The following is a 23,379-nucleotide window of genomic DNA, read 5'->3' on the forward strand; positions in this document are numbered from 1 at the left end:
TGAGCCATCAAGCTCTAAAAATTTTTTGGAAATAACTTTTTGGATAGGAAAACTATTGAAGGAAAAAAGTAAAAAAATAGTTGGTTTAATCATAACAATCATTGCGAGGAAAGAAGCAATCCACCCGTCATTGCGAGGAACGAAGCAATCTTTCGAATAGTTTAAAGATTGCTTCGTCGTACCTCCTCGCAATGACGGTTAAAAAAACATTACCCTTCTGCCCTTATCACCCCCAATTCCAATCCCCTTAATTCCGCAAGGCCTCTCAACCTACCAATCGCCGAATACCCCGGATTAGTCACCTTTTCCAAATCATCCAACATCTGATGACCATGATCCGGACGAAAAGGCATCGCCATTTCCCGTTTCTGATTCTCTCCCACCAGCGCCTTCATGATCAAATACATATCCACATCCCCATCCAAATGATCTGCCTCATAAAAACTTCCCAATGCATCCTTCTTCACATTCCTCAAATGCACAAAATTCACCCGATGCTTAACCTGGTCAAAGATCCTCGGAAGATCATTCGCCGGCCCTGCACCCAAAGAACCCGTACAAAAACAAATCCCATTAAATTCCTTTTCCTGACCATTGATCAAATACAACAGATCTTCCTCGTTACTTACCACCCTAGGAAGCCCTAAAATACTATATGGCGGATCATCCGGATGAATGGTCATCTTAATACCATTAGCCTCACAAACCTCCTCTATCCCCTCCAAAAACAACAATAGATTCTTTCTCAATCCATCCCTGCCTATACTCCCATAGGTCTCGATGCTATTGCTCAAGGATTCCAAGGAAATATCCCCTTCACCAGGAATTCCCATCAACACATTATGCTGAAGGTTCAGCAAATCCTCTTTACTCATCTCCCCCAACCGATCTGCTGCTTGTTCCTGTATCTCCTGAGAATAATCATCCAATGCTCCTTCCCTTTTCAGGATATGGATATCAAAAATGGCCAGATCTATCCAATCAAAATACAAAGCTTTGGATCCATCCTTCATTTCCAGGTCCAATTGAGTTCTAGTCCAATCCAATACCGGCATGAAATTATAGCAAACGGTATAAATGCCACAATCAGCCAAGTTCTTTAAGGATTGCCTATAGTTCTCCAGATAAATACCGGCATCCTCAGCATTGGTCTTGATCGCCTCATGTACCGGAACAGATTCCACGACCGACCATCTCAAGCCAGCATCCTCAATCAGTTTCTTACGTGCTAAAATATCTTCCACCGGCCAAACATCGCCATGTGGGATATGATGTAGTGCTGTTACAATTCCCGTTGCACCAGCTTGTTTTACATCGTTCAAGGAAACGGGGTCATTGGGACCATACCATCTCCAGGTTTGTTCTAAAAATTTCTTGTTCATCTTTTTTTATACGCCACACCAAGCATCAAAACCACCATCTACAAATATTGTTTCGCCCGTTACGAAGGCCGAAGCATCGCTTAATAGGTAAACCAAAGTCCCCTCCAGCTCAGAAGGATCGCCCAATCGCCTATAAGGTGTTCCGTTAATAAACTTCTGTGCCCGATCGGTATAGCTACCATCTGGGTTGGTCAAAAGGTTCCGATTCTGCTCTGTTAAGAATACGCCCGGAGCGATCGCATTGACACGCACCTGATCGCCATAACGAAGGGCCAGTTCCGTAGCCATCCATTTGGTAAATCCATCTATTCCATGCTTCGCAACCGTATAGCCCAGCACCCTGGTTAAGGGTCTGCTCGCGGCTAGCGAAGATATATTAATGATGGAACCTTTTCCCTTGGAAGCAATGATCTCACCGAACACCATGCTTGGAATAATGGTTCCGTAAAGATTCAATTCGATGGCCTTAATGGTGTCTTGGATTTTATTATCAAAAATAGATTGTTGGTCGCCAATCGTTGCACCCGGGATATTACCCCCAACCGCATTGATCAAGCCATCAATGGTACCCCATTGCGCTAGGATTTCTGATTTCGCTGCCTGAACAGCCTGCTCATCCATCACATCAGCAATAATTCCAATGGCTTCTGCGCCTAGCGCCTGTGCCTCTTTAATTCGTTCATCAATTTTCTCTTGGCTTCTACCGAGGATACAAATTGATGCGCCAGCTTCTGCTAATGCATGTACAAAGGCCTTCCCTAAAATGCCTGTACCGCCTGTAATAATAATTTTCTTGTTTCTTAAAGAGAACTTCTCTAGGATTCCCATAGTATGTGGTTAGATTTTAACCCAATAATAGTGAAAATCCTCAAGAAAAAGAATTAACTTGCCAATCAATTCAACCAATGAACACAATACTATCCTTTGGAGAAATCCTGATTCGTCAACAAAGTCTTGGGAGTCATTTTTTTGACAGCCCCAACAATCTCTTGCGTATTTACCCTGGTGGAGCTGAAGCCAATGTAGCAGCCTCACTGGCCCAAATGGGAAATAAAGTGGAATATGTAAGTGCTTTCCCACAAAACAGTTTGAGCCAAGAAATCGTTCAGAAATTGAATGGGCTAGCTGTTGGAACCAATAAGATTATTTGGTCTGGGGATCGATTGGGAAGCTATATCTTACTTTCAGCAAATGGACTGAGTTCGGGAGAAGTGATTTACGACCGTAAATATTCCAGTTTTAGCCAATTGAGCAAGGAAGATTTCCCTTTCGACAGTTTATTGGAGGATGTTTCTTGGTTGCATTGGTCGGCATTAACACCTGCTTTGAATCAGGATATGGCAGACCTGATGGAAGTTCTCCTAAGGAAAGCTTCCGAGAAAGGGATTCAGATTTCGGTGGATCTCAATTACCGGAGTAAGCTCTGGCAATATGGTAAAGCCCCAATAGCGATTATGCCAGCTTTGGTCAAATATTGTGATGTCATTATGGGCAACATCTGGGCATCCAATAAAATGCTAGGAACTGCTATTGATGAACAGCTAAATAGAAACAGTAGTAAGGAAACCTATTTCGAATTTGCTAAGCAGAATGCCCAAGAGATACGGAGAGTGTTTCCAAAGGTCAAATACATTGCAAACACGTTCAGGTTTATGGATCGGCCTACGCATAACCTCTTTTATGGAACCTTGCATACCGAAACGGAAGATGTGATTTCCGAAGTCTATGAAACCGAAGAAGTGATTGATCGAATTGGAAGTGGGGATGCGTTCATGGCGGGATTGATACATGCGCTTTCCCATCAATGGGATGCCCAGAAAGTCATAGATACTGCCACAGGCGCTGGTTATCAGAAATTATTTGTGGAAGGTGATTTTGGAAACGGTAAATTTTAACATGATGAAAAATCAAATCTTAGATACCATAGCAGCTTATCCGGTCATCCCGGTTTTTTACCATGATGAGGTGGAAATCTGTATAAATGTATTAAAAGCCTGCTATGAAGGTGGAATCCGTGTTTTTGAATTTGTAAACCGCGGAGCTGCTGCTACGGAGAATTTCAAGGCTTTAATGGCTTATAAAGTGGAACATTTCCCTGATCTAAAATTAGGCATCGGAACCATTCTGGATACCGAAGCCGCTAAAAAATTCATCAAATTGGGAACAGAATTTCTAGTGAGTCCTATTTTCACGCAGGAGCTAGCTAAACTGGCTAAAGAAAAAGGTATACTATGGATTCCTGGATGTATGACACCATCTGAGATCGCAGCGGCCATGCATGCAGGATGTGGATTCATCAAATTGTTTCCGGGAGAAACCTTAGGTACAGGCTTTCTAAAAAGCATCAAACCTTTGTTCCCTACTGTTAAGTTTATGCCTACTGGAGGTGTGGATGTCACGCAGAGCAATATCCAGAACTGGTTTGAAGCCGGCGTATCGGCAGTTGGATTGGGTTCAAAATTATTTGTGAAAAACCAAACAGGATTTGATTATCAGGCAATCAGTCAAAATTGTAGGAATCTTTTAAGTTGGGTCAAAAAATAGCTGAGCATCAACCCCGCAAATAAGCTACAGCCGATTTTAGCTTATATACTGATCTCAATGAGCTTTCTATTGGCCAAAATGGTCCTTTCGAATTTTCGGATATTTTCCTTGTTGATCAATACCTCCAAAATTACAGTAAGTTCATCCTCGGTCATGGTGACTTTTTTCACCTTGAGCTGTTTGGTTAAGGGTTTAAGTTCCTTGATGAGTTCATCTTTCGCATCCAGGTCTTCACGGTCTAGGGTAATGGTTACCTGCCTTCCCACACTCTTAATGATATGTTTATTGATGAATTTTCCGGAACCAATAATAATAAAACAAGCGAACAAGAAGATTGCCGCTGTTAGGAATACCCCAAAGCCAATTGCCATTCCAATGGCTGCCGACATCCAAATGATACTTGCTGTGGTCAATCCATTCACATTAACACCATCCTTGAAGATTACACCTGCACCCAAGAAACCAATCCCAGAAACCACGTAAGAGGCTATTCGGGTAGCATCTTCGGAATCCCCTGCACCCAATTTATAGGATAACAAAGAAAATAGCGTACTCCCCAAACAGATGATAGAAATGGTCTTAAAACCGGCGGATTTGTCTTTCCATTCCCGTTCAAAACCTAGCACAAAGCCGGCAACAAGGGAAAGACATGCTTTCAGCAAGTCGTTCCATTCCCATACAAATTGATTGATGATGATATTCAGGTCCATTTCAAACATAGCTTAAAGCAAATAAACAAATTATGTAACAATTAGTTGGAATTTTATCCAAATTTCTATTTTTTATAAAAACAAAATGGCCTGGATCCTTTCGAATCCAGACCATTTGTATATGTTTGCTCTGCCGGTCCTCAGTCCAACATCGCTACCTATCAACGATTAATCTTCTTCTTTAGAAGCTAATAATTGATCGTATTCTTCACGAGAACCAACAATGATATTGCTGTACTGACGTAAACCTGTACCTGAAGGGATCAAGTGACCAACAATTACGTTTTCTTTCAATCCTAATAGGTTATCACGTTTACCTGCGATTGCTGCTTCGTTCAATACTTTGGTAGTTTCCTGGAAGGAAGCTGCAGAGATGAACGATTTCGTACCTAATGAAGCACGGGTAATACCTTGCAACAATGGACTTGAAGTCGCTGGGATAGCATCACGAACCTCTACCAATTTCATGTCTTGACGTTTCAAGCTGGAGTTTTCCTCACGAAGCTTACGCATAGCCACGATCTGTCCTGGACGTAATGTTTTGGAATCGCCCGCATCAACAACAACTTTCTTGTCGTATAATGAATCGTTCTCTTCCATGAAATCCCATTTGTTCACCGCTTCTTTTTCTAAGAAACGTGTATCTCCTGGATCCTCGATATTCACTTTCTGCATCATTTGGTGAACGATGGTTTCGAAATGTTTATCGTTGATTTTTACCCCTTGAAGGCGGTAAACCTCTTGGATACCATTTACGATATATTCTTGTACTGCTGAAGGGCCTTTTATCGATAAGATATCTGAAGGAGAGATCTGACCGTCTGACAATGGCATACCAGCTTTGATAAAGTCATTATCCTGTACCAAGATGTGTTTAGAAAGAGGTACTAAGTACTTCTTCACTTGGCCATCACGAGACTCGATAGAGATCTCACGGTTACCACGTTTAACACCACCTAATGATACAACACCATCGATTTCAGTTACAACCGCAGGGTTTGAAGGATTACGAGCCTCGAACAACTCCGTTACACGAGGAAGACCACCCGTAATATCTCGGGTCTTACCTGTAGAACGAGGGATCTTAACCAATACCGCACCTTCTTTCACTTTCTGACCATCAGATACAGAAACGTGAGCTCCTACTGGAATGTTATATGAACGGATGATTTCGCCTTTATTATCCAATACCTTAATGGTAGGGTTTTTCGTCTTATCACGCGTTTCGATGATCACTTTCTCTTTGTGGCCAGTCTGCTCATCAGACTCTTCACGGAAAGTAATACCTTCGATGATCGCATCAAATTCTACCTTACCCGCAAATTCGGAGATAATTACCGCATTATATGGATCCCAGTCAACTAACTTAGCTCCTTTTTCTACTTTCTCTCCTTCTTTAACGAATAAGTTCGAACCGTAAGGGATGATCTGTTGGTAAAGAACTTTTTTCTCGTCATTTACTACTTTGATCTCACCAGAACGACCTAATACGACTTGGTATGGACCATCTTCGCCTTCTTTCTCCACCGTACGAACATTTTCGAATTCGATTTTACCATCGTATTTCGCGATGATCGAAGACTCTGCCGCAATGTTGGATGCCGTACCACCGACGTGGAACGTACGAAGTGTTAACTGCGTACCTGGCTCACCAATGGATTGTGCTGCGATTACACCGACAGCCTCACCCAATTGAACACGCTTACCAGATGCTAAGTTACGTCCGTAACAACAAGCACAAACTCCGCGTTTAGACTCACAGGTCAATACCGAACGAATCTCCACACCTTCGATACCAGCGTTTTCAATTGCTTCCGCAATCTCTTCCGTGATATCTTCGTTTGCCGCTACGATTACTTCCTCTGTCTCCGGATGTACCACATCATTCAATGGCGTACGTCCTAAGATACGGTCGTAAAGTGGTTCAACGATATCATCGTTGTCTTTCAATGCTGTTGTATAGATACCACGTAAACCGTTACAATCTTGTTCAACAACAATCATATCTTGAGCTACGTCATGTAAACGACGAGTTAAGTAACCCGCATCCGCCGTTTTCAACGCCGTATCCGCAAGACCTTTACGCGCACCGTGGGTAGAGATAAAGTACTCTAATACGGATAATCCTTCTTTAAAGTTCGATAAAATCGGGTTCTCGATAATCTCACCACCTGAAGTACCAGACTTCTGAGGTTTCGCCATCAACCCACGCATACCACATAACTGACGAATCTGCTCCTTAGAACCACGAGCTCCAGAATCCAACATCATGTAAACAGAGTTGAAACCTTGGTTATCGTTCGAAAGGATATCCATTACGTGTGCAGTCAATCGGTTATTGATACGTGTCCAGATATCGATGATTTGGTTGTAACGCTCGTTGTTGGTAATGAAACCCATGTTATAGTTGTTCATTACTTCTTCTACTTCGTTGGTAGCTTGAGCGATCAAATCAGCTTTTGCAGCCGGGATGTTCAAATCTTGCAAGTTGAAGGACAATCCTCCTTTAAATGCTGTTTGGAATCCTAGCTCTTTCATATCATCCAAGAATTTCGCTGCGCGAGCCATACCGGTGTTCTTAACGATCTCACCGATAACATTACGCAAAGATTTCTTGGTCAACAATTCATTGATATAACCTACTTCTTCCGGAACGATCTGGTTAAAGATCACACGACCTACCGTAGTTTCAATGATTGCTTGTTTGAATTCACCTTCTTTGGTTTTGATTTGTGTCTTAACCTTGATGAATGAGTGAAGATCCAACTGTCCTTCGTTCAAAGCAATGATTACTTCTTCAGCAGAATAGAAGGTACTTCCCTCCCCTTTCATCTTACGGCTATCATCTGTTTTACGGCCTTTGGTAATGTAATAAAGACCCAATACCATGTCTTGAGATGGCACTGTAACAGGAGAACCGTTTGCCGGGTTAAGAATGTTGTGTGCTGCCAACATCAAGATTTGGGCTTCCAAAATTGCAGCATTACCTAAAGGTAAGTGAACTGCCATCTGGTCACCGTCGAAATCGGCGTTGAACGCTGTACACACTAATGGGTGCAATTGGATCGCTTTACCTTCTACCAAAGTAGGTTGGAAAGCCTGAATACCCAAACGGTGAAGCGTAGGAGCACGGTTTAATAATACAGGATGTCCTTTTAGAACATTCTCTAAGATATCCCATACTACCGGATCTTTACGATCAACGATTTTCTTAGCAGATTTTACGGTCTTCACAATTCCTCTTTCGATCATCTTACGGATGATGAATGGTTTGTAAAGTTCTGCTGCCATATCTTTTGGAAGACCACACTCGTGTAATTTCAAGTGAGGACCTACCACAATTACCGAACGAGCCGAGTAGTCAACACGTTTACCCAGTAAGTTCTGACGGAAACGTCCTTGCTTACCTTTAAGGATATCGGATAATGACTTCAACGCACGGTTACCTTCAGTTTTCACCGCATTTACTTTACGCGAGTTATCGAATAAAGAGTCAACGGCTTCTTGAAGCATACGTTTCTCGTTACGTAAGATTACTTCTGGAGCTTTGATCTCGATCAAACGTTTCAAACGGTTGTTACGGATAATCACACGACGGTATAAGTCGTTCAAATCCGAAGTCGCGAAACGACCACCATCCAAAGGCACAAGAGGACGCAATTCTGGTGGAATGATCGGAACGATCTTCACGATCATCCATTCCGGACGGTTCTCGATGTGATCATTGGCACCGCGGAAAGCTTCTACTACGTGAAGGCGTTTTAAAGCCTCGTTCTTACGTTGTTGAGAAGTTTCGTTAGCTGCTTGGTGACGAAGATCGTATGATAATTGGTCAAGGTCTAGACGTTTCAATAAATCTTCTAGCGCCTCAGCACCCATTTTCGCTACGAATTTCTGAGGATCTGTATCGTCAAGGTATTGGTTTTCTTTTGGAAGGGTATCCAAAATATCCAAATATTCCTCTTCTGTCAAGAAATCCATGTAGGAGATACCATCATCTTCTTTGATACCTGCTTGAATAACCACATATCTTTCGTAGTAGATGATCATATCCAATTTCTTGGTAGGAAGACCTAATAAATAACCGATTTTGTTTGGCAAAGAACGGAAGTACCAGATATGCGCTACAGGAACCACCAAGTTGATGTGTCCCATACGCTCACGACGTACTTTCTTCTCTGTAACCTCCACCCCACAACGGTCACAAACGATACCTTTATAACGGATACGTTTGTATTTACCACAGTGACATTCGTAATCTTTTACAGGGCCAAAAATACGCTCACAGAATAATCCGTCGCGCTCTGGTTTGTAAGTACGATAGTTGATGGTTTCTGGTTTAGTAACCTCACCACTTGAACGCTCCAAAATAGTCTCTGGAGATGCCAAGCTGATCGTGATCGATGTAAAGTTACTTTTGATTTTATTATCTTTTTTGTAAGACATACTTAGTAAAAAGTTAAAGCTGTATGTGAAAGCTTAAGAAGGATTTGACCCCTTCTTAAGCTCAATTTTGCTTGATTAATCCAATGTGATATCTAAACCTAGACCGCGAAGCTCATGTACCAATACGTTGAACGATTCTGGTACCGATGGTGTTGGAAGGTTATTACCTTTAACGATCGCTTCGTAAGTTTTCGCACGACCCACAACATCATCTGATTTCACCGTTAAGATCTCTTGAAGGATGTTCGATGCACCGAATGCCTCTAATGCCCAAACCTCCATCTCACCAAAACGCTGACCACCGAACTGTGCCTTACCACCTAATGGTTGTTGAGTAATCAACGAGTATGGACCGATTGAACGTGCGTGCATTTTGTCATCTACCATGTGTCCTAATTTCAACATGTAGATTACACCCACTGTTGTAGGTTGGTCAAAACGCTCTCCAGTTAAACCGTTGTACAAATAGGTACGACCTGATTTCGGTAATCCTGCTTTCTCTACCCATTCTTCTACCTGGTCCATTTCAGCACCATCGAAGATCGGCGTAGCAAACTTAACCCCTAATTTCTGTCCTGCCCATCCTAAAACAGTTTCATAGATCTGTCCAAGGTTCATACGAGATGGTACCCCTAGTGGATTCAATACGATATCTACCGGTGTTCCATCTTCCAAGAATGGCATATCCTCATCACGAACGATACGTGCAACGATACCTTTGTTACCGTGACGACCAGCCATCTTATCCCCTACTTTAAGCTTACGTTTCTTAGCCACATAAACTTTAGCCATTTGAACAATTCCTGATGGAAGCTCATCACCCACAGAGATAGCGAATTTCTCACGTTTGAATGCACCTAACTCCTCATTAACTTTAATGCCGTAGTTATGTAATGCATACTTGATCATTTCGTTTTTATCATCATCCGTAGTCCATCCAGTTGGGTTTACATTGTTGTAATCCAAATCCTGAAGGATCTTTTGGGTGAATTTAGCACCTTTAGCAACCAAAAGCTCTTTGTAAACACTGTAGATCCCTTGAGAGGTCTTACCATTTACAATAGTGAACAATTTATCCACTAAACGGTCTTTTAATGCTCTGATGTTTTTATCGTGTGCAACTTCTAATTTCTCTAAAGCTTTACGCTCTACTTCTTTAGACATTTTCTTCGCACGGGAGAACAATTTCGTGTCGATAACAACCCCTTTGATGGATGGAGGAGTCTTCAAGGAAGCATCCTTCACATCGCCGGCTTTGTCACCAAAGATGGCACGTAATAATTTCTCTTCTGGTGAAGGATCAGATTCTCCTTTTGGAGTGATCTTACCGATCAAGATATCGCCTTCGCCAACTTCCGCACCGATACGGATAATACCGTTTTCGTCTAAGTCTTTCGTAGCTTCTTCAGATACGTTCGGGATATCAGCTGTTAATTCCTCTTCACCACGTTTGGTATCACGAACTTCCAGTTCGAATTCCTCAATGTGCAATGAAGTGAACAAATCCTGAGAAACAACGCGCTCAGAGATTACGATCGCATCCTCAAAGTTGTATCCTTGCCAAGGCATGAACGCTACTTTTAGGTTACGGCCCAATGCTAATTCACCGTCTTCTGTTGCATATCCCTCACACAATACCTGACCTTTAGATACCTCTTGTCCTTTGATGACGATCGGTTTCAAGTTGATACAAGTATTCTGGTTGGTTTTCTTGAATTTTGTTAATTTATAAACCTTAACATCCTCATCGAATGAAACCAATTTCTCGTTTTCATTACGGTTGTAGCGGATGTGGATTTCCTGTGCATCTACATATTCTACTACACCGTTTCCTTCAGCATTGATCAAGGTACGGGAATCTTTCGCTACGCGAGCTTCCAATCCTGTTCCTACAACCGGTGCTTGAGGACGTAATAAAGGCACGGCCTGGCGCTGCATGTTCGATCCCATCAATGCACGGTTGGCATCATCATGCTCCAAGAAAGGAATCAATGAAGCCGCAATAGAGGTGATCTGGTTAGGCGCAACGTCCATATAGTCTAATTTCTCAGGCTCGATAATCGGGAAGTCACCCTCATATCTTGCTTTTACTTTCGCATCCAAGAAATTACCTTTATCATCGTACAATGCGTTTGCTTGTGCGATTGTTTTATCATCTTCATCTTCTGCCGACAAGTAAACAACTGGCTGATCAACCACTACCTTACCGTCTTCAACTTTACGGTATGGTGTTTCGATAAATCCTAGGTTGTTGATCTTCGCGTGTACAGATAGTGAAGAGATCAAACCGATGTTCGGACCCTCAGGCGTTTCGATCGTACAAAGACGGCCGTAGTGCGTGTAGTGAACGTCACGAACCTCGAAACCTGCGCGCTCACGAGAAAGACCACCTGGACCTAACGCTGATAAACGACGCTTATGTGTAATCTCCGCCAATGGATTCGTTTGGTCCATGAACTGAGATAACTGGTTTGTTCCGAAGAATGAATTGATTACTGATGATAATGTACGTGCATTGATCAAATCAGTAGGTGTGAACACTTCGTTGTCACGGATGTTCATACGTTCGCGGATTGTACGCGCCATACGAGCAAGACCCACACCGAACTGCGCGTATAATTGCTCACCTACCGTACGTACGCGACGGTTTGATAAGTGGTCAATATCATCCACCTCAGCTTTGGAGTTGATCAGGTTGATCAAGTATTTAACGATCGCGATAATATCCTCGCGTGTCAATACTTTGGTATCTGAATCCGTTCCTAAGTTCAATTTACGGTTGATGCGGTATCTACCTACATCCCCTAAATCATAACGTTTATCAGAGAAGAACAAACGATCGATGATACCACGAGCAGTTTCCTCATCAGGTGGTTCAGCGTTACGTAATTGACGGTAGATGTGCTCCACAGCCTCTTTCTCTGAGTTCGAAGTATCCTTCTGTAAAGTATTATATATAATCGAATAGTCCGCATTGTTGGATTCGTCTTCTTTGGTCAGGATAATAGATTTTACCCCTGCATCGATGATCAAATCAATGTGGTCCTCTTCTAAAACTGTTTCACGTTCAAGGATGATTTCGTTACGGTCGATAGATACCACTTCACCGGTATCCTCATCTACGAAATCCTCTGTCCATTTGTTCAATACCCTAGCCGCTAAACGACGACCAACGTATTTCTTCAGACCCGTTTTACTAACCTTTACTTCGTCTGCAAGGTCGAATAATTCTAAGATATCCTTATCAGAATCGAAACCAATAGCACGTAATAAGGTAGTAACTGGGAATTTTTTCTTACGATCGATGTAAGCATACATCACGTTGTTCACGTCTGTTGCGAATTCGATCCAAGACCCTTTAAAAGGAATTACCCTAGCAGAATAAAGTTTAGTACCATTTGTGTGTCTACTTTGACCAAAGAACACACCAGGAGAACGGTGCAATTGAGAAACGATTACACGCTCGGCACCATTGATCACAAAGGTACCTTTTGGAGTCATGTAAGGGATAGTTCCTAAATATACATCTTGTACAATGGTTTCAAAATCTTCGTGTTCTTCATCATTACAAGATAACTTCAATTTTGCCTTCAAAGGTACGCTATACGTCAAACCACGTTCGATACACTCTTGGATATCATAGCGCGGTGGATCAATGAAATAATCCAAAAACTCTAGCACAAAGATGTTTCTTGAATCAGAAATAGGGAAGTTTTCGGCGAAAACCTTGTAAAGCCCTTCCTGATGGCGATCGTCGGAAGTAGTCTCTAATTGAAAAAACTCCTTGAAAGACTCCAATTGTACGTCCAAGAAATCCGGATAATCAATTACCTTCTTACTGGTCGCAAAATTTACTCTTTCTTGTTGCATATTATTGTTTGCCAAGGGAATAAGAATTTAGTTTAAAAAAACTGAGCTAACATAGCTGATGTTGTCTTCCAATCTGGCCTCAGCGAAAGCGCAGATTCATATCATTTATTATAAACAGGAATAGACTCTGATAGATTTCACTATCAGAGTCTAATTTTTTGGTGCTTTATGCGAGATTACTTAATCTCAACTACAGCTCCAGCTTCTTCTAGTTGTTTTTTCAAAGCTTCAGCTTCGTCTTTAGAAACACCAGCTTTTAATTCTTTAGGTGCACCGTCAACTAAGTCTTTTGCTTCTTTCAAACCTAAACCAGCTAAATCTTTAACTAATTTAACTACAGCTAATTTCTGACCACCAGCTTCTTTCAAGATAACGTCAAATGAAGTTTTCTCTTCAGCAGCAGCAGCGCCGTCTCCAGCAGGAGCAGCAGCAACAGCTACAGCAGCAGCAGCAGGCTCAATACCGTATTCGTCTTTTAAGATATCAGCTAATTCTTTAACTTCTTTTACTGTTAAGTTCACTAACTGTTCAGCAAGTTGTTTTAAATCTGCCATTTTATTTTGATTTTTTGAATGTACTTTTTTAAAAAATAATTGTTAATTAAAATGCAACGAGTTTTTGTGAGTAGGTCTCGTTAACCTCTTTCTTCTAAAGCTTTTACTAAGCCGGAAATTGTATTGCCGCCTGATTGAAGAGCAGAAATAACATTTTTCGCTGGTGATTGAAGTAAAGCAATAACGTCTGCGATAAGTTCCTCTTTAGATTTAAGGTTCACTAATGCATCAAGTTGGTTGTCGCCTACGAAAGCAGTCTCTTGAATATATGCTGCTTTCAATACAGGCTTGTCACCTTCTTTACGTAATTGTTTGATCAATTTCGCAGGAGCGTTGCCGGTTTCGGCAAACATCATTGTAGATGCTCCTTTTAATACGCCAAAGATCTCTTCTGAATCAACACCTGCTTCTAATAAGGCTTTCTTGATCAAGGTGTTTTTTACCACTTGAATCTCGATACCTTGCTCGAAACATTTGCGACGAATGCCATTCACCTTCTCAACAGTTAAATCTGCCGTATCCGTAATGTAGAAATTACCGTAAGATTTAATCTGCTCAGCCAAGGCTTGAACAATTTCATGTTTAAGTTCTTTTCTCATGATTAAATTCCTACTACTGATTTAGTTTCTACATGAATACCTGGACTCATGGTTGATGAAATGTGAATACTCTTGAAGTACGTTCCTTTAGCTGCAGATGGTTTCAAACGCGCTAACGTTTGTAATACCTCTAATGCGTTATCATAGATTTTATCTGCATCGAAAGACACTTTACCAACTGAAGTGTGGATGATACCTGTTTTGTCAACTTTGAAATCGATCTTACCACCTTTAACCTCTGTTACAGCTTTACCAACTTCGGTAGTTACTGTACCAGTTTTAGGGTTAGGCATCAAGTTTCTTGGACCTAAAATACGACCCAATTTACCTACTTTCGCCATAACACTAGGCATAGTGATGATGATGTCAACGTCAGTCCAACCACCTTCGATTTTGCTGATGTAGTCGTCAAGACCTACGTAGTCCGCACCTGCTGCTTTAGCTTCTTCTTCCTTATCAGGAGTACATAAAACTAAAACACGAACTGTCTTACCAGTTCCGTGAGGTAATGTTGCGATACCACGAACCATTTGATTTGCTTTACGAGGATCTACGCCCAAACGAACGTCGATATCCACTGAAGCATCAAACTTGGTATTGGTGATTTCTTTAACTAAAGCCGAAGCTTCTTTTAAAGTATACGCCTTACCAGCTTCAATTTTGGATAGTGCCGCTTTTTGATTTTTTGTTAATCTAGCCACTTTCTTAAACTGATTTCGTTAATTAATTTTTCCAAGGAGCATCTCCAGATACTGTGATACCCATACTACGCGCTGTACCGGCAACCATTCTCATAGCTGACTCTACGGTAAATGCATTCAAATCTGGCATTTTATCTTCAGCGATTTGCTTTACTTGATCCCAAGTAATGCTTGCCACCTTCTTACGGTTAGGCTCGCCTGATCCACTTTTCAATTTAGCTGCGTCTTTTAACTGAACCGCTACTGGTGGAGTCTTGATGATAAAATCAAAAGATTTGTCGGCATATACAGTGATTACAACAGGTAATACTTGACCTGGTTTGTCTTGCGTACGAGCGTTGAATTGCTTACAAAAATCCATGATGTTCACACCTTTAGCACCTAATGCAGGTCCTACTGGTGGAGATGGGTTTGCAGCACCGCCCTTCACTTGTAATTTTACTAACGCACTGACTTCTTTTGCCATTTTTTTTGTGATTTAATTTGTTAAATGTTTGTTAGTAAGTTGGAAGCAATAACGTAACATTTACTTTTTCTCGTTCGACCTTAAACCTAAGTTTTGCAATCAAACGAGGTGCAAAGATATATATAAATTCTTTAAGATGAAAATATTTTTTACTTTTTATTTGAGGCGATGGATTGCTATTTGTTATAGCAAGGAATTAAGATTAGCTTTGTATTTAAAATGATAGCAAGATGAATACAAATAATTCAAAGAAATCATCCTCTTTACGAATTGAGAGCATTCATTCTAATAAACCTAATGATAAGACTAAGAAAGCCATCGAGGAAACACTTTCTGTTTCTAAAAAACTCAAAGGTTTTACAAATATGGATGATCTATTTGCGAGCTTATCCAAATAATCATATCTCAATATATACAGATATTAAGTTTATAAAAAAAACAAAAAACCGATATTTCTCAATATCGGTTTTTTTTGATAGACATTATTGCTGTCTCTATATTATCTTCGATCCGGATTATTCCTTCTCCACTTGCATATAGTTCAATTCAAGAGGAGTCTTTCTTCCAAATACCTTAACCATTACGGTCAATTTCTTCTTATCCTCATGAACCTCTTCGATTTCACCGGTGAATCCATTGAATGGACCATCGCTTACTTTCACTGTTTCACCTACGTAGTAAGGAACGTTGATAGACTCGCCTTGCTCGGCCATCTCATCCACTTTACCTAGGATCCTGTTTACTTCTGCCGGACGCAAAGGGATCGCATTACCTGCTTTATCACCTAAAAATCCGATTACGCTATTTACGTTTTTGATCGCGTGCTCAATCTCTCCATCCAAAGCTGCTTCAATCAATACATATCCAGGGTAATAGTTACGCTCTTTCGCTACTTTTTTACCATCACGCATCTGATAGTATTTCTCCATAGGGATCAATACCTGCGTTACTAAATGCTGTATTCCTAAACGATTGATTTCTGCCTCAAGATATTGCTTTACCTTCTTCTCTTTCCCACTAACAGCACGAACTACGTACCATTTTAAACTTTGATCTGCCATAGTCTTCTTTCGAATTAGAAAAATTAAGAAGCTGTATTGTACAACAACTCCATAATGTTGCTCGATGCTTTATCCATTACGAAAATCAACAATGCGATGATAATGGAAGCAACAAGTACAATAATAGCATGACTCTGCAATTGTGACCAAGTCGGCCAAGTCACTTTCTCGGTGATCTCTGTATAAGAGTCCTTAAAAAAATCAAGTACTTTTGCCATTTAATTGTTTTCTAAGTTTATTAAGCACGGGCACAAGGATTCGAACCCTGATCGAAGGTTTTGGAGACCTCTATTCTACCATTGAACTATGCCCGTGTATTTTTTATGATGTTGCAAATATAGCGTTTAAACCGCATTACAACAAATATTATTTCAATTTTAATGGAGTTTATCGCAAGCTCCATTGTTAGAAAAAATAAGCTAATCAGCCTGAGCCAATTAGCTTATTTTTTATGTTGTAATCGACAGATTATGCTAAGATTTCAGTTACCTGACCAGCACCTACTGTACGACCACCCTCACGGATAGCGAAACGTAGACCTTTTTCCATCGCGATAGCGTTGATCAACTTCACAGTGATCGTAACGTTATCACCTGGCATAACCATCTCTGTACCTTCTTCTAAAGTGATCTCTCCAGTAACGTCTGTCGTACGGAAGTAGAATTGAGGACGGTATTTGTTGAAGAATGGAGTATGACGACCACCTTCAGCTTTTGATAATACGTAAACCTCAGCTTTGAAGTCTGTGTGAGGAGTTACTGAACCTGGTTTACAGATAACCATACCACGACGGATATCAGTTTTCTCAATACCACGTAACAATAAACCTACGTTATCACCTGCTTCACCGTAATCTAAGATCTTACGGAACATCTCAACACCTGTTACGGTAGATTTCAAGTTCTCAGCACCCATACCTAAGATTTCTACTGGATCTCCAGAGTTGATTACACCTCTTTCGATACGACCAGTTGCAACAGTACCACGACCAGTGATCGAGAATACGTCTTCGATAGGCATCAAGAAAGGAAGTTCAGTCAAACGTGGAGGGATTGGAATGTAGTTATCTACAGCGTCCATCAATTCCATGATTGAATCAACCCATTGCTCTTCACCGTTCAAAGCACCTAATGCAGAACCTTTGATTACAGGAACATCGTCACCTGGGAATTCGTAGAATGATAATAATTCACGAACTTCCATTTCAACTAAGTCTAATAACTCAGCGTCATCAACTAAGTCAACTTTGTTCAAGAATACTACTAACGCAGGAACACCTACCTGACGAGCCAATAGGATGTGCTCGCGAGTTTGAGGCATAGGACCATCTGTAGCAGCAACTACGATGATAGCACCATCCATCTGTGCAGCACCAGTTACCATGTTCTTCACGTAATCCGCGTGTCCAGGACAATCTACGTGTGCATAGTGACGGTTAGCTGTTTGGTATTCTACGTGTGCCGTGTTAATTGTAATACCACGCTCTTTTTCTTCAGGAGCAGAGTCAATTGAATCAAATGAACGAGCTTCTGAAAAACCTTTATCAGCTAATACTTTAGTGATAGCAGCTGTTGTAGTTGTTTTACCGTGGTCAACGTGACCGATAGTACCAATGTTTAAGTGCGGTTTACTACGGTCAAATTTCTCTTTTGCCATGTTTATGCGAATTAGTAATTATAAAATATTTCCTTTAATTATCTTACAAAGTTAATAAAACTTATGTATTCGAGCCAAAGATGGGATTTGAACCCACGACCTCTTCCTTACCAAGGAAGTGCTCTACCCCTGAGCTACTTCGGCTTAAAACCTTTTTAACAGGTTAAAAACCCATTTACAAAGATAAGTCTCTACCCTTTTAATTTGTTCATTGAAAAGAAGAGAGACTTAGATTTGTTTTTATAAATTGAGCGGAAGACGAGGTTCGAACTCGCGACCTATAGCTTGGAAGGCTATCGCTCTACCAACTGAGCTACTTCCGCTTGTCGTTTCCCACTGTAGAAACCCCGAGAGGTAAGTGGAGAACTCCATTTTCATGGTGGAGGGAGAAGGATTCGAACCTTCGAAGCCGAAGCAACGGATTTACAGTCCGTCCCATTTGACCGCTCTGGAACCCCTCCAGACCAGCAACTTGCGTCGCTTTGAGCCTCCTATCGGAATCGAACCAATGACCTACTGATTACAAGTCAGTTGCTCTACCAGCTGAGCTAAGGAGGCGGATTTTAATTTAATAAAACTTTCTTTTTAAAGAACGGCTTTCCGGAGATAGCGAGTGCAAAAATCTAATATTTATCTGATATTCGCAAGTTTTATTTTTATTTTTTTTCACTTAAAGAACTTCCAAAACTTTTCGACCTATTGTCCCGTTTTGATGATGCAAAGATAGCTAACGCCAGAATATATCAAAAATATTTGCCGGTTTTTTTTGCCATTGAAAATCATATCGTTGATATGCAAGTAAATAATTTTCATTTTTCATGTCAACTTATCCCCTATATTTGTGCATGATTAAGCATTTTCACACGAAATTTTTCCGCATTCTTTTTACAGCAAGCGTCCTTTTCGCCGCAAATTGTAACAGCTCCCAAGCACAAGAACAGAAAAATATCATCCAAAAAATCATAAAAAAATTCATCTCCTCCGAAAAAGACTCCAGCCGATCCGCTAGTTTCATGGTCCTGCCTGCTGTGGGCTATGCCCAGGAGACCGGCTTTGAATATGGTCTTGCCAGTACCTACAACTTCTATATGGATAAGGAAAACCTGGAAAGCCGCACTTCCAATATCACCCTGATCGGTACATTGACTACCAAAAAACAGAAGAACATCAAGTTGCTTTCCGATATCTGGACAAAGAAGAACGAATACCATATCCTTTCGGAACTCCGTTATCGCGATTGGCCCTTCAACTTCTATGGGATCGGAAATGATACCTGGAAGACCGATGAGGATTACCTGGAACAGAAACTCTATCGGGTAAAACTGGATGTGGAGAAGAAGATCATCCCCAACCTCTATGCAGGCGTCAATGTCAATTATGAACATTTCCAATTCCAGGATGTTGAAGCCGATGGCATTTTCACCTCCCCTGAAGTGTTGGGTAAGGATGGCGGGCAATATGCCGCGCTGGGAGCTTCTGTACTATACGATACCCGTAACAACACCACCTATACCAGCCAAGGCTTCTATGGAAGGGTTAAATATGCCTATGCACCAAAATTCTTTCAGGATGATGATTTCACGGGAAGCCAAGCAGAAATCGATATCCGGGGATATTATCCATTAGCAAATAAATTGGTTTTGGCTGCCCAAGGGCTTTATCGCGGAACATACGGGAAGAATGTACCTTTTTATGTGATGCGGGATCTGGGTGGAGATATGACCATGCGAGGGTATTACCTGGGACGGTATAAAGATAAGAATTACCTGACCGCCCAAGCTGAGTTGAGGTACAGGTTCCATCCACGCGTAGGGGTTACCGGATTTCTTGGCACCGGAAGCACCTTCTCCGAAGACCATAAAGCACGCTTCCTTCCATCCTACGGCGGCGGATTGCGTTATTTCTTCAGTCTGGAACACAGCAGCAGTATCCGCTTCGATTATTCTTATGGCGAAAAAAGACCCGGAGAGAAACGCCAGTCTGGATTTTACCTGAGCATCAGCGAAGCCTTTTAGGATAGGTTGGAAAATTCAATCGCCTGGATCTATACCTGCCTCAACAGAAAGTCCTCTTTATGTTGAACGGGTCTATACAGCAATATGCCAAAATGGAACAGGTTGATACTTACGGTAACCTCTTTTTTCTGCAACATTTGCCTCCAAAGCGCTCTATTTTGCCGTGAATAAGGGTTTTTCACAAAAAGAGGTTTCCCTGACGTTAAGACCTGAAGCAGCGCATCATCCAGTGCTGGCAATTTCTCCAGCCAGTACGCTTCAGCTTCCACATCGTTCCAATCATCACCTAACTTCGCTATTCCCCAAAAAGAAAGGATATTCTTTATCAATTCCTTTTGGTGGGCCGGTATGCTAGCCGGAACAGCCACCTCCCCTTTCCTTTCATAATCCTTTTGGTAGATCACCTGATCTGCTAAAGCATAGACAAAAGGCGAATGCGTACCATGTCGGCTATTCGAAATCAGGTAATGGTAAATGTAATCATACAGGTGGCGCATGAGGACAAAATTAAGGTAATAATCGGTATAGCAATCGAATGAAAAACAATATTTCATTCGGAGTGAAACCATGGTGAAAGTAACCTAAAAGTATGTAAACAGTATGGTAAGCATATAAAAACACGCTTCTACCCTACTTAAACCTTGATTTCATAGCGAAACCTAGTCATTTACATACTGAAAACATCGATTTTTTAAGGTTAAGGGAATTGCAGGGTAAACGTACTGCCCTCGCCTTCTTTACTATCCACGGCGAGGTTGCCATGGTGCATGAGCATGATCTGTTTGCTGAGGGTTAGACCAACCCCTGTACCCGTCTTTTTGGTCGTAAAAAATGGGGTAAAGATCTGGTCTTGGATCTCTGGAGACATCCCGATCCCATTATCCTTGATCCGGATCTGTATATTATCCTTTTGTTCAATAGCGGAAAGTGTGATGTAAGGTTCAGGCTGATCTTTAACCGCCTCAATGGCGTTCAATAGGATATTAATGATGACCTGTTCCAAAAGGTTCACGTCTGCCTGAATAACCAGTCGGGTATTTTTGATCACGATATCCAGGTCAATGTTTTTCTGTAGAAGGGTGGGTTCCAAGAGTTGGTAAATGTTTTCGAACAATTGAACCACCTGTACATCGGCAAATTGCGGTTGGTCCACCTTATTGATCATCCGGTAGCTCTTGGCAAATTGCAGCAGCCCTTCTGACCTTCTTTTGATGGTAAAGATACCAACCTTCAGGTCTTCGAGATCCGATTCGGAAGTCCAGTTTTCCAGTCGATGGTGCAGGGTGTCGGCAAGTGAACTGATGGGGCCAATGGAATTCATGATCTCATGGGTCAGTACACGCAAGAGTTTATGCCATGCCTTGGTCTCCGTTTCATCAATAGCCTCGTTGATGTTCTGGTAAACCACTACGCGGAATAAACCTTCCTGGGTTTCAAATTCGGAACTCTGCATGAACAGCTTGATCTTTCCCTTACTCGAATGCGCAGTTTCCATCTGGTGCTTGCCCAACTTTAGGAGCATGGTTTTCTCATACAATTCCGCATGTCTCTTTTTCATGCCCGAAATATTGCCGAGGTGTGGAACCTGAAACAGCTCCTTAAAGGCATCGTTCAACCACATCACCTTTCCACTATCCACATGGTAAAATAGGATCGCCGTATCCAGCATATTGATCACCTTGTTCAGGTATTGTTGCTGCAGGGCTTGATCTATACTGATGTTCTTATAGACCTCGTTGATCTGGTTGAACGCCTCAAATAACTTACCTTCGACGCTGTGCTTACGTTTCACCACAAAACGTCGGGTGAAATCCCGATACTTTACGGCTTCCGAAAATTCGCGCAACTGGGTATATAAAAAGCGATGGCCAGCGAATAGGCGGTAACCAAAAATGCTGAGCATAAAGAACGATAAGACCGCATAACCATAATACCCTTTGAAAATAAGCAGGGCTACCCCAACGGCAAGCGCCAAGAGGAAGAGCATTTTCAGGAAATCGAAAATAGCCAGGCGCATGGTATTAAATATTGTATTTTTCCAATCTTCTATAGAGTGCCGCTCGGGTCAGACCCAATTCTTTTGCAGCTTTTGAAATATTGCCGTTATATCTTTCAATGGCCGATTTGATGGCCTTTCTTTCCATTTCTTCCAGGTTATGGGATGCAAACTCCACGGGTTTGGGTTGCTCCAGCTGTTGTTCAATAGGTGAAAACAGGATGTCCTCCGCCCGTATGCTAGCCCCATCCGACATGATCACCGCACGTTCAATACTGTACTGTAGCTCGCGAACATTGCCCGGGAAATGGTATTGTTTTAATTTCTGAACCGCATCCTGCTCCAAGCCTTCGATATGTTTGTGGTATTTCTTATTGTAGAAAGCCAGAAAATGCTGGGCAAGCAAAGGGATGTCTTCTACCCGTTCGCGAAGTGCGGGAACTTGGATCTCTAAGGTATTGATCCGATAGATCAAATCCTTTCGGAACCTGCTTTCATCCGCCAAGGTTTTCAAGGGCACATTCGTGGCGCTCAACAGGCGAATATCTACCGATATGGGATGGCTACTTCCCAAGGGAACCACCGCCCTATTCTGGAGTACACTCAATAATTTAGCCTGTTGTGGCAGAGCGATATTGCCGATCTCATCCAGGAACAAGGTTCCACCATCTGCATGCTCAAACCTACCCTTCCTGTCTTCTCGAGCATCCGTAAAAGCCCCTTTCTTATAACCAAAAAGTTCACTTTCGAAAAGCGTTTCGGTCAATGAACCTACGTCCACTTTAATATAGGCATTTTTACTCCTTAAAGAGCGTTGATGAATGGCCGAGGCGATCAAATCCTTACCCGTACCATTCTCTCCCAAGATCAGGATGTTGGCTTCGGTCGGAGCTACCTTATCCATCTTGTATTGTAGATCCTCCATAATGGCGGATTTCCCGATTATACCATCGAATTCTTTATTGACAAAAACAGGATGTACTTTTTGTACCTGTTGGTTCTCCTCAAAAACATGGTTTATGGTATTCAGCAATTGTTCGTTCTGCCAAGGTTTCACGATAAAATCTGCCGCCCCCTGTTTTAGGGATTTTACCGCCAGATCCACCGCACCATAAGCTGTGATCATTAAAACATGGATATGTGGGAATTGGGATTTGATCTTGGCAAGCCAGAACAGCCCTTCATTGCCGGTGTTGATGGCACTCTTAAAATTCATGTCCAAAAGCACCATATCCACTTTATTGCGCTCCAGGATATGGATCAATCGTTCGGGATTATGCTCTACCAGCACTTCCTTTACGTTTGGTCTCAATAATATTCGGGTAGCGGTTAATAAATCCTGATCGTCATCAACAACTAAAATGGTTGCCTTTTTCATA

The 23,379-nt window shown here is 41.7% G+C and carries 18 protein-coding genes and 5 tRNA genes; 3 read left to right on the forward strand and 20 right to left on the reverse strand.

The genetic code is table 11. From position 1 onward, the window contains the following. Positions 1-209: 209 nt before the first annotated feature. Both uxuA and VJ786_RS06280 read right to left on the reverse strand, forming a co-directional pair. Positions 210-1,382: a mannonate dehydratase gene (gene uxuA, locus VJ786_RS06275; RefSeq protein ID WP_336557452.1), complete on the reverse strand. Its 1,173-nt coding sequence runs from the start codon at positions 1,380-1,382 to the stop codon at positions 210-212. A gap of 6 nt (positions 1,383-1,388) precedes the next feature. After that, positions 1,389-2,210: an SDR family oxidoreductase gene (locus tag VJ786_RS06280; protein ID WP_099365872.1), complete on the reverse strand. Its 822-nt coding sequence runs from the start codon at positions 2,208-2,210 to the stop codon at positions 1,389-1,391. A 77-nt stretch (positions 2,211-2,287) separates the two neighbouring features. Here VJ786_RS06280 and VJ786_RS06285 point away from each other — a divergent pair, with 77 nt between their 5' ends. Continuing rightward, positions 2,288-3,277, forward strand: a complete 990-nt coding sequence (locus VJ786_RS06285; RefSeq protein WP_099365873.1) for a sugar kinase — start codon at positions 2,288-2,290, stop codon at positions 3,275-3,277. Position 3,278: 1 nt separating this feature from the next. Beyond that, positions 3,279-3,926 (forward strand): bifunctional 4-hydroxy-2-oxoglutarate aldolase/2-dehydro-3-deoxy-phosphogluconate aldolase, encoded by a 648-nt coding sequence (locus VJ786_RS06290; RefSeq protein WP_257213695.1) that lies wholly within the window; start codon positions 3,279-3,281, stop codon positions 3,924-3,926. A gap of 41 nt (positions 3,927-3,967) precedes the next feature. Here VJ786_RS06290 and VJ786_RS06295 read toward each other — a convergent pair whose 3' ends face one another. The 15 genes from VJ786_RS06295 to VJ786_RS06365 form a co-directional block, all read right to left on the reverse strand. Beyond that, entirely contained in the window at positions 3,968-4,645 is a 678-nt protein-coding gene (locus VJ786_RS06295; protein WP_257213696.1) for an MgtC/SapB family protein, read from the reverse strand. A gap of 159 nt (positions 4,646-4,804) precedes the next feature. Beyond that, on the reverse strand, positions 4,805-9,082 hold the full coding sequence (gene rpoC, locus VJ786_RS06300; protein ID WP_099365874.1) for a DNA-directed RNA polymerase subunit beta': 4,278 nt from the start codon (positions 9,080-9,082) through the stop codon (positions 4,805-4,807). 75 nt (positions 9,083-9,157) lie between these two features. After that, entirely contained in the window at positions 9,158-12,952 is a 3,795-nt protein-coding gene (gene rpoB, locus VJ786_RS06305; protein ID WP_367575541.1) for a DNA-directed RNA polymerase subunit beta, read from the reverse strand. Positions 12,953-13,128: 176 nt separating this feature from the next. Continuing rightward, positions 13,129-13,506 carry a 50S ribosomal protein L7/L12 gene (gene rplL, locus VJ786_RS06310; protein WP_099365876.1) on the reverse strand — a complete coding sequence of 126 codons (378 nt, stop codon included), beginning with the start codon at positions 13,504-13,506 and terminating at the stop codon, positions 13,129-13,131. A gap of 80 nt (positions 13,507-13,586) precedes the next feature. Next, positions 13,587-14,105, reverse strand: a complete 519-nt coding sequence (rplJ, locus tag VJ786_RS06315) for a 50S ribosomal protein L10 (protein ID WP_099365877.1) — start codon at positions 14,103-14,105, stop codon at positions 13,587-13,589. Between the two features lie 2 nt (positions 14,106-14,107). Further along, the gene (gene rplA / locus VJ786_RS06320; RefSeq protein WP_099365878.1) at positions 14,108-14,806 is read right to left on the reverse strand and encodes a 50S ribosomal protein L1; all 699 of its coding nucleotides are present in this window, start codon (positions 14,804-14,806) and stop codon (positions 14,108-14,110) included. Between the two features lie 22 nt (positions 14,807-14,828). Beyond that, a complete protein-coding gene (gene rplK, locus VJ786_RS06325) occupies positions 14,829-15,272 on the reverse strand; it encodes a 50S ribosomal protein L11 (RefSeq protein ID WP_099365879.1) in 444 nt (147 codons plus the stop codon). A gap of 515 nt (positions 15,273-15,787) precedes the next feature. Beyond that, positions 15,788-16,333, reverse strand: coding sequence for a transcription termination/antitermination protein NusG (nusG, locus tag VJ786_RS06330; RefSeq protein WP_099365880.1), 546 nt, complete (start codon positions 16,331-16,333; stop codon positions 15,788-15,790). A 23-nt stretch (positions 16,334-16,356) separates the two neighbouring features. After that, positions 16,357-16,551: a preprotein translocase subunit SecE gene (gene secE, locus VJ786_RS06335; protein WP_099365881.1), complete on the reverse strand. Its 195-nt coding sequence runs from the start codon at positions 16,549-16,551 to the stop codon at positions 16,357-16,359. A 25-nt stretch (positions 16,552-16,576) separates the two neighbouring features. Next, positions 16,577-16,647: transfer RNA gene (locus VJ786_RS06340), tRNA-Trp, on the reverse strand. A 154-nt stretch (positions 16,648-16,801) separates the two neighbouring features. After that, on the reverse strand, positions 16,802-17,989 hold the full coding sequence (gene tuf / locus VJ786_RS06345) for an elongation factor Tu (protein WP_099365882.1): 1,188 nt from the start codon (positions 17,987-17,989) through the stop codon (positions 16,802-16,804). Between the two features lie 72 nt (positions 17,990-18,061). Continuing rightward, positions 18,062-18,133, reverse strand: a tRNA-Thr gene (locus tag VJ786_RS06350). Positions 18,134-18,239: 106 nt separating this feature from the next. Continuing rightward, positions 18,240-18,312, reverse strand: a tRNA-Gly gene (locus VJ786_RS06355). Positions 18,313-18,366: 54 nt separating this feature from the next. Continuing rightward, positions 18,367-18,450 (reverse strand) — tRNA-Tyr (locus VJ786_RS06360). A gap of 24 nt (positions 18,451-18,474) precedes the next feature. Further along, positions 18,475-18,547 (reverse strand) — tRNA-Thr (locus tag VJ786_RS06365). A 287-nt stretch (positions 18,548-18,834) separates the two neighbouring features. On the opposite strand from VJ786_RS06365, the gene VJ786_RS06370 reads away from it, so the two are divergent. Next, positions 18,835-20,004 carry a BamA/TamA family outer membrane protein gene (locus VJ786_RS06370; protein WP_099365883.1) on the forward strand — a complete coding sequence of 390 codons (1,170 nt, stop codon included), beginning with the start codon at positions 18,835-18,837 and terminating at the stop codon, positions 20,002-20,004. Between the two features lie 29 nt (positions 20,005-20,033). Here the strand turns inward: VJ786_RS06370 and VJ786_RS06375 are convergent, their stop codons facing one another. From VJ786_RS06375 to VJ786_RS06385, 3 genes are all read right to left on the reverse strand, one after another. Continuing rightward, the gene (locus VJ786_RS06375; RefSeq protein WP_336557453.1) at positions 20,034-20,573 is read right to left on the reverse strand and encodes a hypothetical protein; all 540 of its coding nucleotides are present in this window, start codon (positions 20,571-20,573) and stop codon (positions 20,034-20,036) included. Positions 20,574-20,701: 128 nt separating this feature from the next. Next, entirely contained in the window at positions 20,702-22,021 is a 1,320-nt protein-coding gene (locus VJ786_RS06380) for a sensor histidine kinase (RefSeq protein WP_099365885.1), read from the reverse strand. A gap of 4 nt (positions 22,022-22,025) precedes the next feature. Next, positions 22,026-23,378 carry a sigma-54-dependent transcriptional regulator gene (locus VJ786_RS06385; protein WP_099365886.1) on the reverse strand — a complete coding sequence of 451 codons (1,353 nt, stop codon included), beginning with the start codon at positions 23,376-23,378 and terminating at the stop codon, positions 22,026-22,028. Position 23,379 lies beyond the last annotated feature (1 nt).

Source organism: Sphingobacterium tenebrionis, from assembly GCF_037126265.1.
GTDB lineage: Bacteria > Bacteroidota > Bacteroidia > Sphingobacteriales > Sphingobacteriaceae > Sphingobacterium > Sphingobacterium tenebrionis.

Excerpts from the sequence above, each read along its gene's own strand:
- uxuA (WP_336557452.1), bottom strand. The coding sequence starts at position 1,382 with ATGAACAAGAAATTTTTAGAACAAACCTGGAGATGGTATGGTCCCAAT.
- VJ786_RS06285 (WP_099365873.1), top strand. The coding sequence starts at position 2,288 with ATGAACACAATACTATCCTTTGGAGAAATCCTGATTCGTCAACAAAGT.
- rplJ (WP_099365877.1), bottom strand. The coding sequence starts at position 14,105 with ATGAGAAAAGAACTTAAACATGAAATTGTTCAAGCCTTGGCTGAGCAG.
- VJ786_RS06295 (WP_257213696.1), bottom strand. The coding sequence starts at position 4,645 with ATGTTTGAAATGGACCTGAATATCATCATCAATCAATTTGTATGGGAA.
- VJ786_RS06380 (WP_099365885.1), bottom strand. The coding sequence starts at position 22,021 with ATGCGCCTGGCTATTTTCGATTTCCTGAAAATGCTCTTCCTCTTGGCG.
- secE (WP_099365881.1), bottom strand. The coding sequence starts at position 16,551 with ATGGCAAAAGTACTTGATTTTTTTAAGGACTCTTATACAGAGATCACC.
- VJ786_RS06370 (WP_099365883.1), top strand. The coding sequence starts at position 18,835 with ATGATTAAGCATTTTCACACGAAATTTTTCCGCATTCTTTTTACAGCA.
- rpoB (WP_367575541.1), bottom strand. The coding sequence starts at position 12,952 with ATGCAACAAGAAAGAGTAAATTTTGCGACCAGTAAGAAGGTAATTGAT.
- VJ786_RS06280 (WP_099365872.1), bottom strand. The coding sequence starts at position 2,210 with ATGGGAATCCTAGAGAAGTTCTCTTTAAGAAACAAGAAAATTATTATT.
- rpoC (WP_099365874.1), bottom strand. The coding sequence starts at position 9,082 with ATGTCTTACAAAAAAGATAATAAAATCAAAAGTAACTTTACATCGATC.
- VJ786_RS06290 (WP_257213695.1), top strand. The coding sequence starts at position 3,279 with ATGATGAAAAATCAAATCTTAGATACCATAGCAGCTTATCCGGTCATC.
- rplK (WP_099365879.1), bottom strand. The coding sequence starts at position 15,272 with ATGGCAAAAGAAGTCAGTGCGTTAGTAAAATTACAAGTGAAGGGCGGT.
- rplL (WP_099365876.1), bottom strand. The coding sequence starts at position 13,506 with ATGGCAGATTTAAAACAACTTGCTGAACAGTTAGTGAACTTAACAGTA.
- VJ786_RS06375 (WP_336557453.1), bottom strand. The coding sequence starts at position 20,573 with ATGGTTTCACTCCGAATGAAATATTGTTTTTCATTCGATTGCTATACC.
- nusG (WP_099365880.1), bottom strand. The coding sequence starts at position 16,333 with ATGGCAGATCAAAGTTTAAAATGGTACGTAGTTCGTGCTGTTAGTGGG.
- tuf (WP_099365882.1), bottom strand. The coding sequence starts at position 17,989 with ATGGCAAAAGAGAAATTTGACCGTAGTAAACCGCACTTAAACATTGGT.
- VJ786_RS06385 (WP_099365886.1), bottom strand. The coding sequence starts at position 23,378 with ATGAAAAAGGCAACCATTTTAGTTGTTGATGACGATCAGGATTTATTA.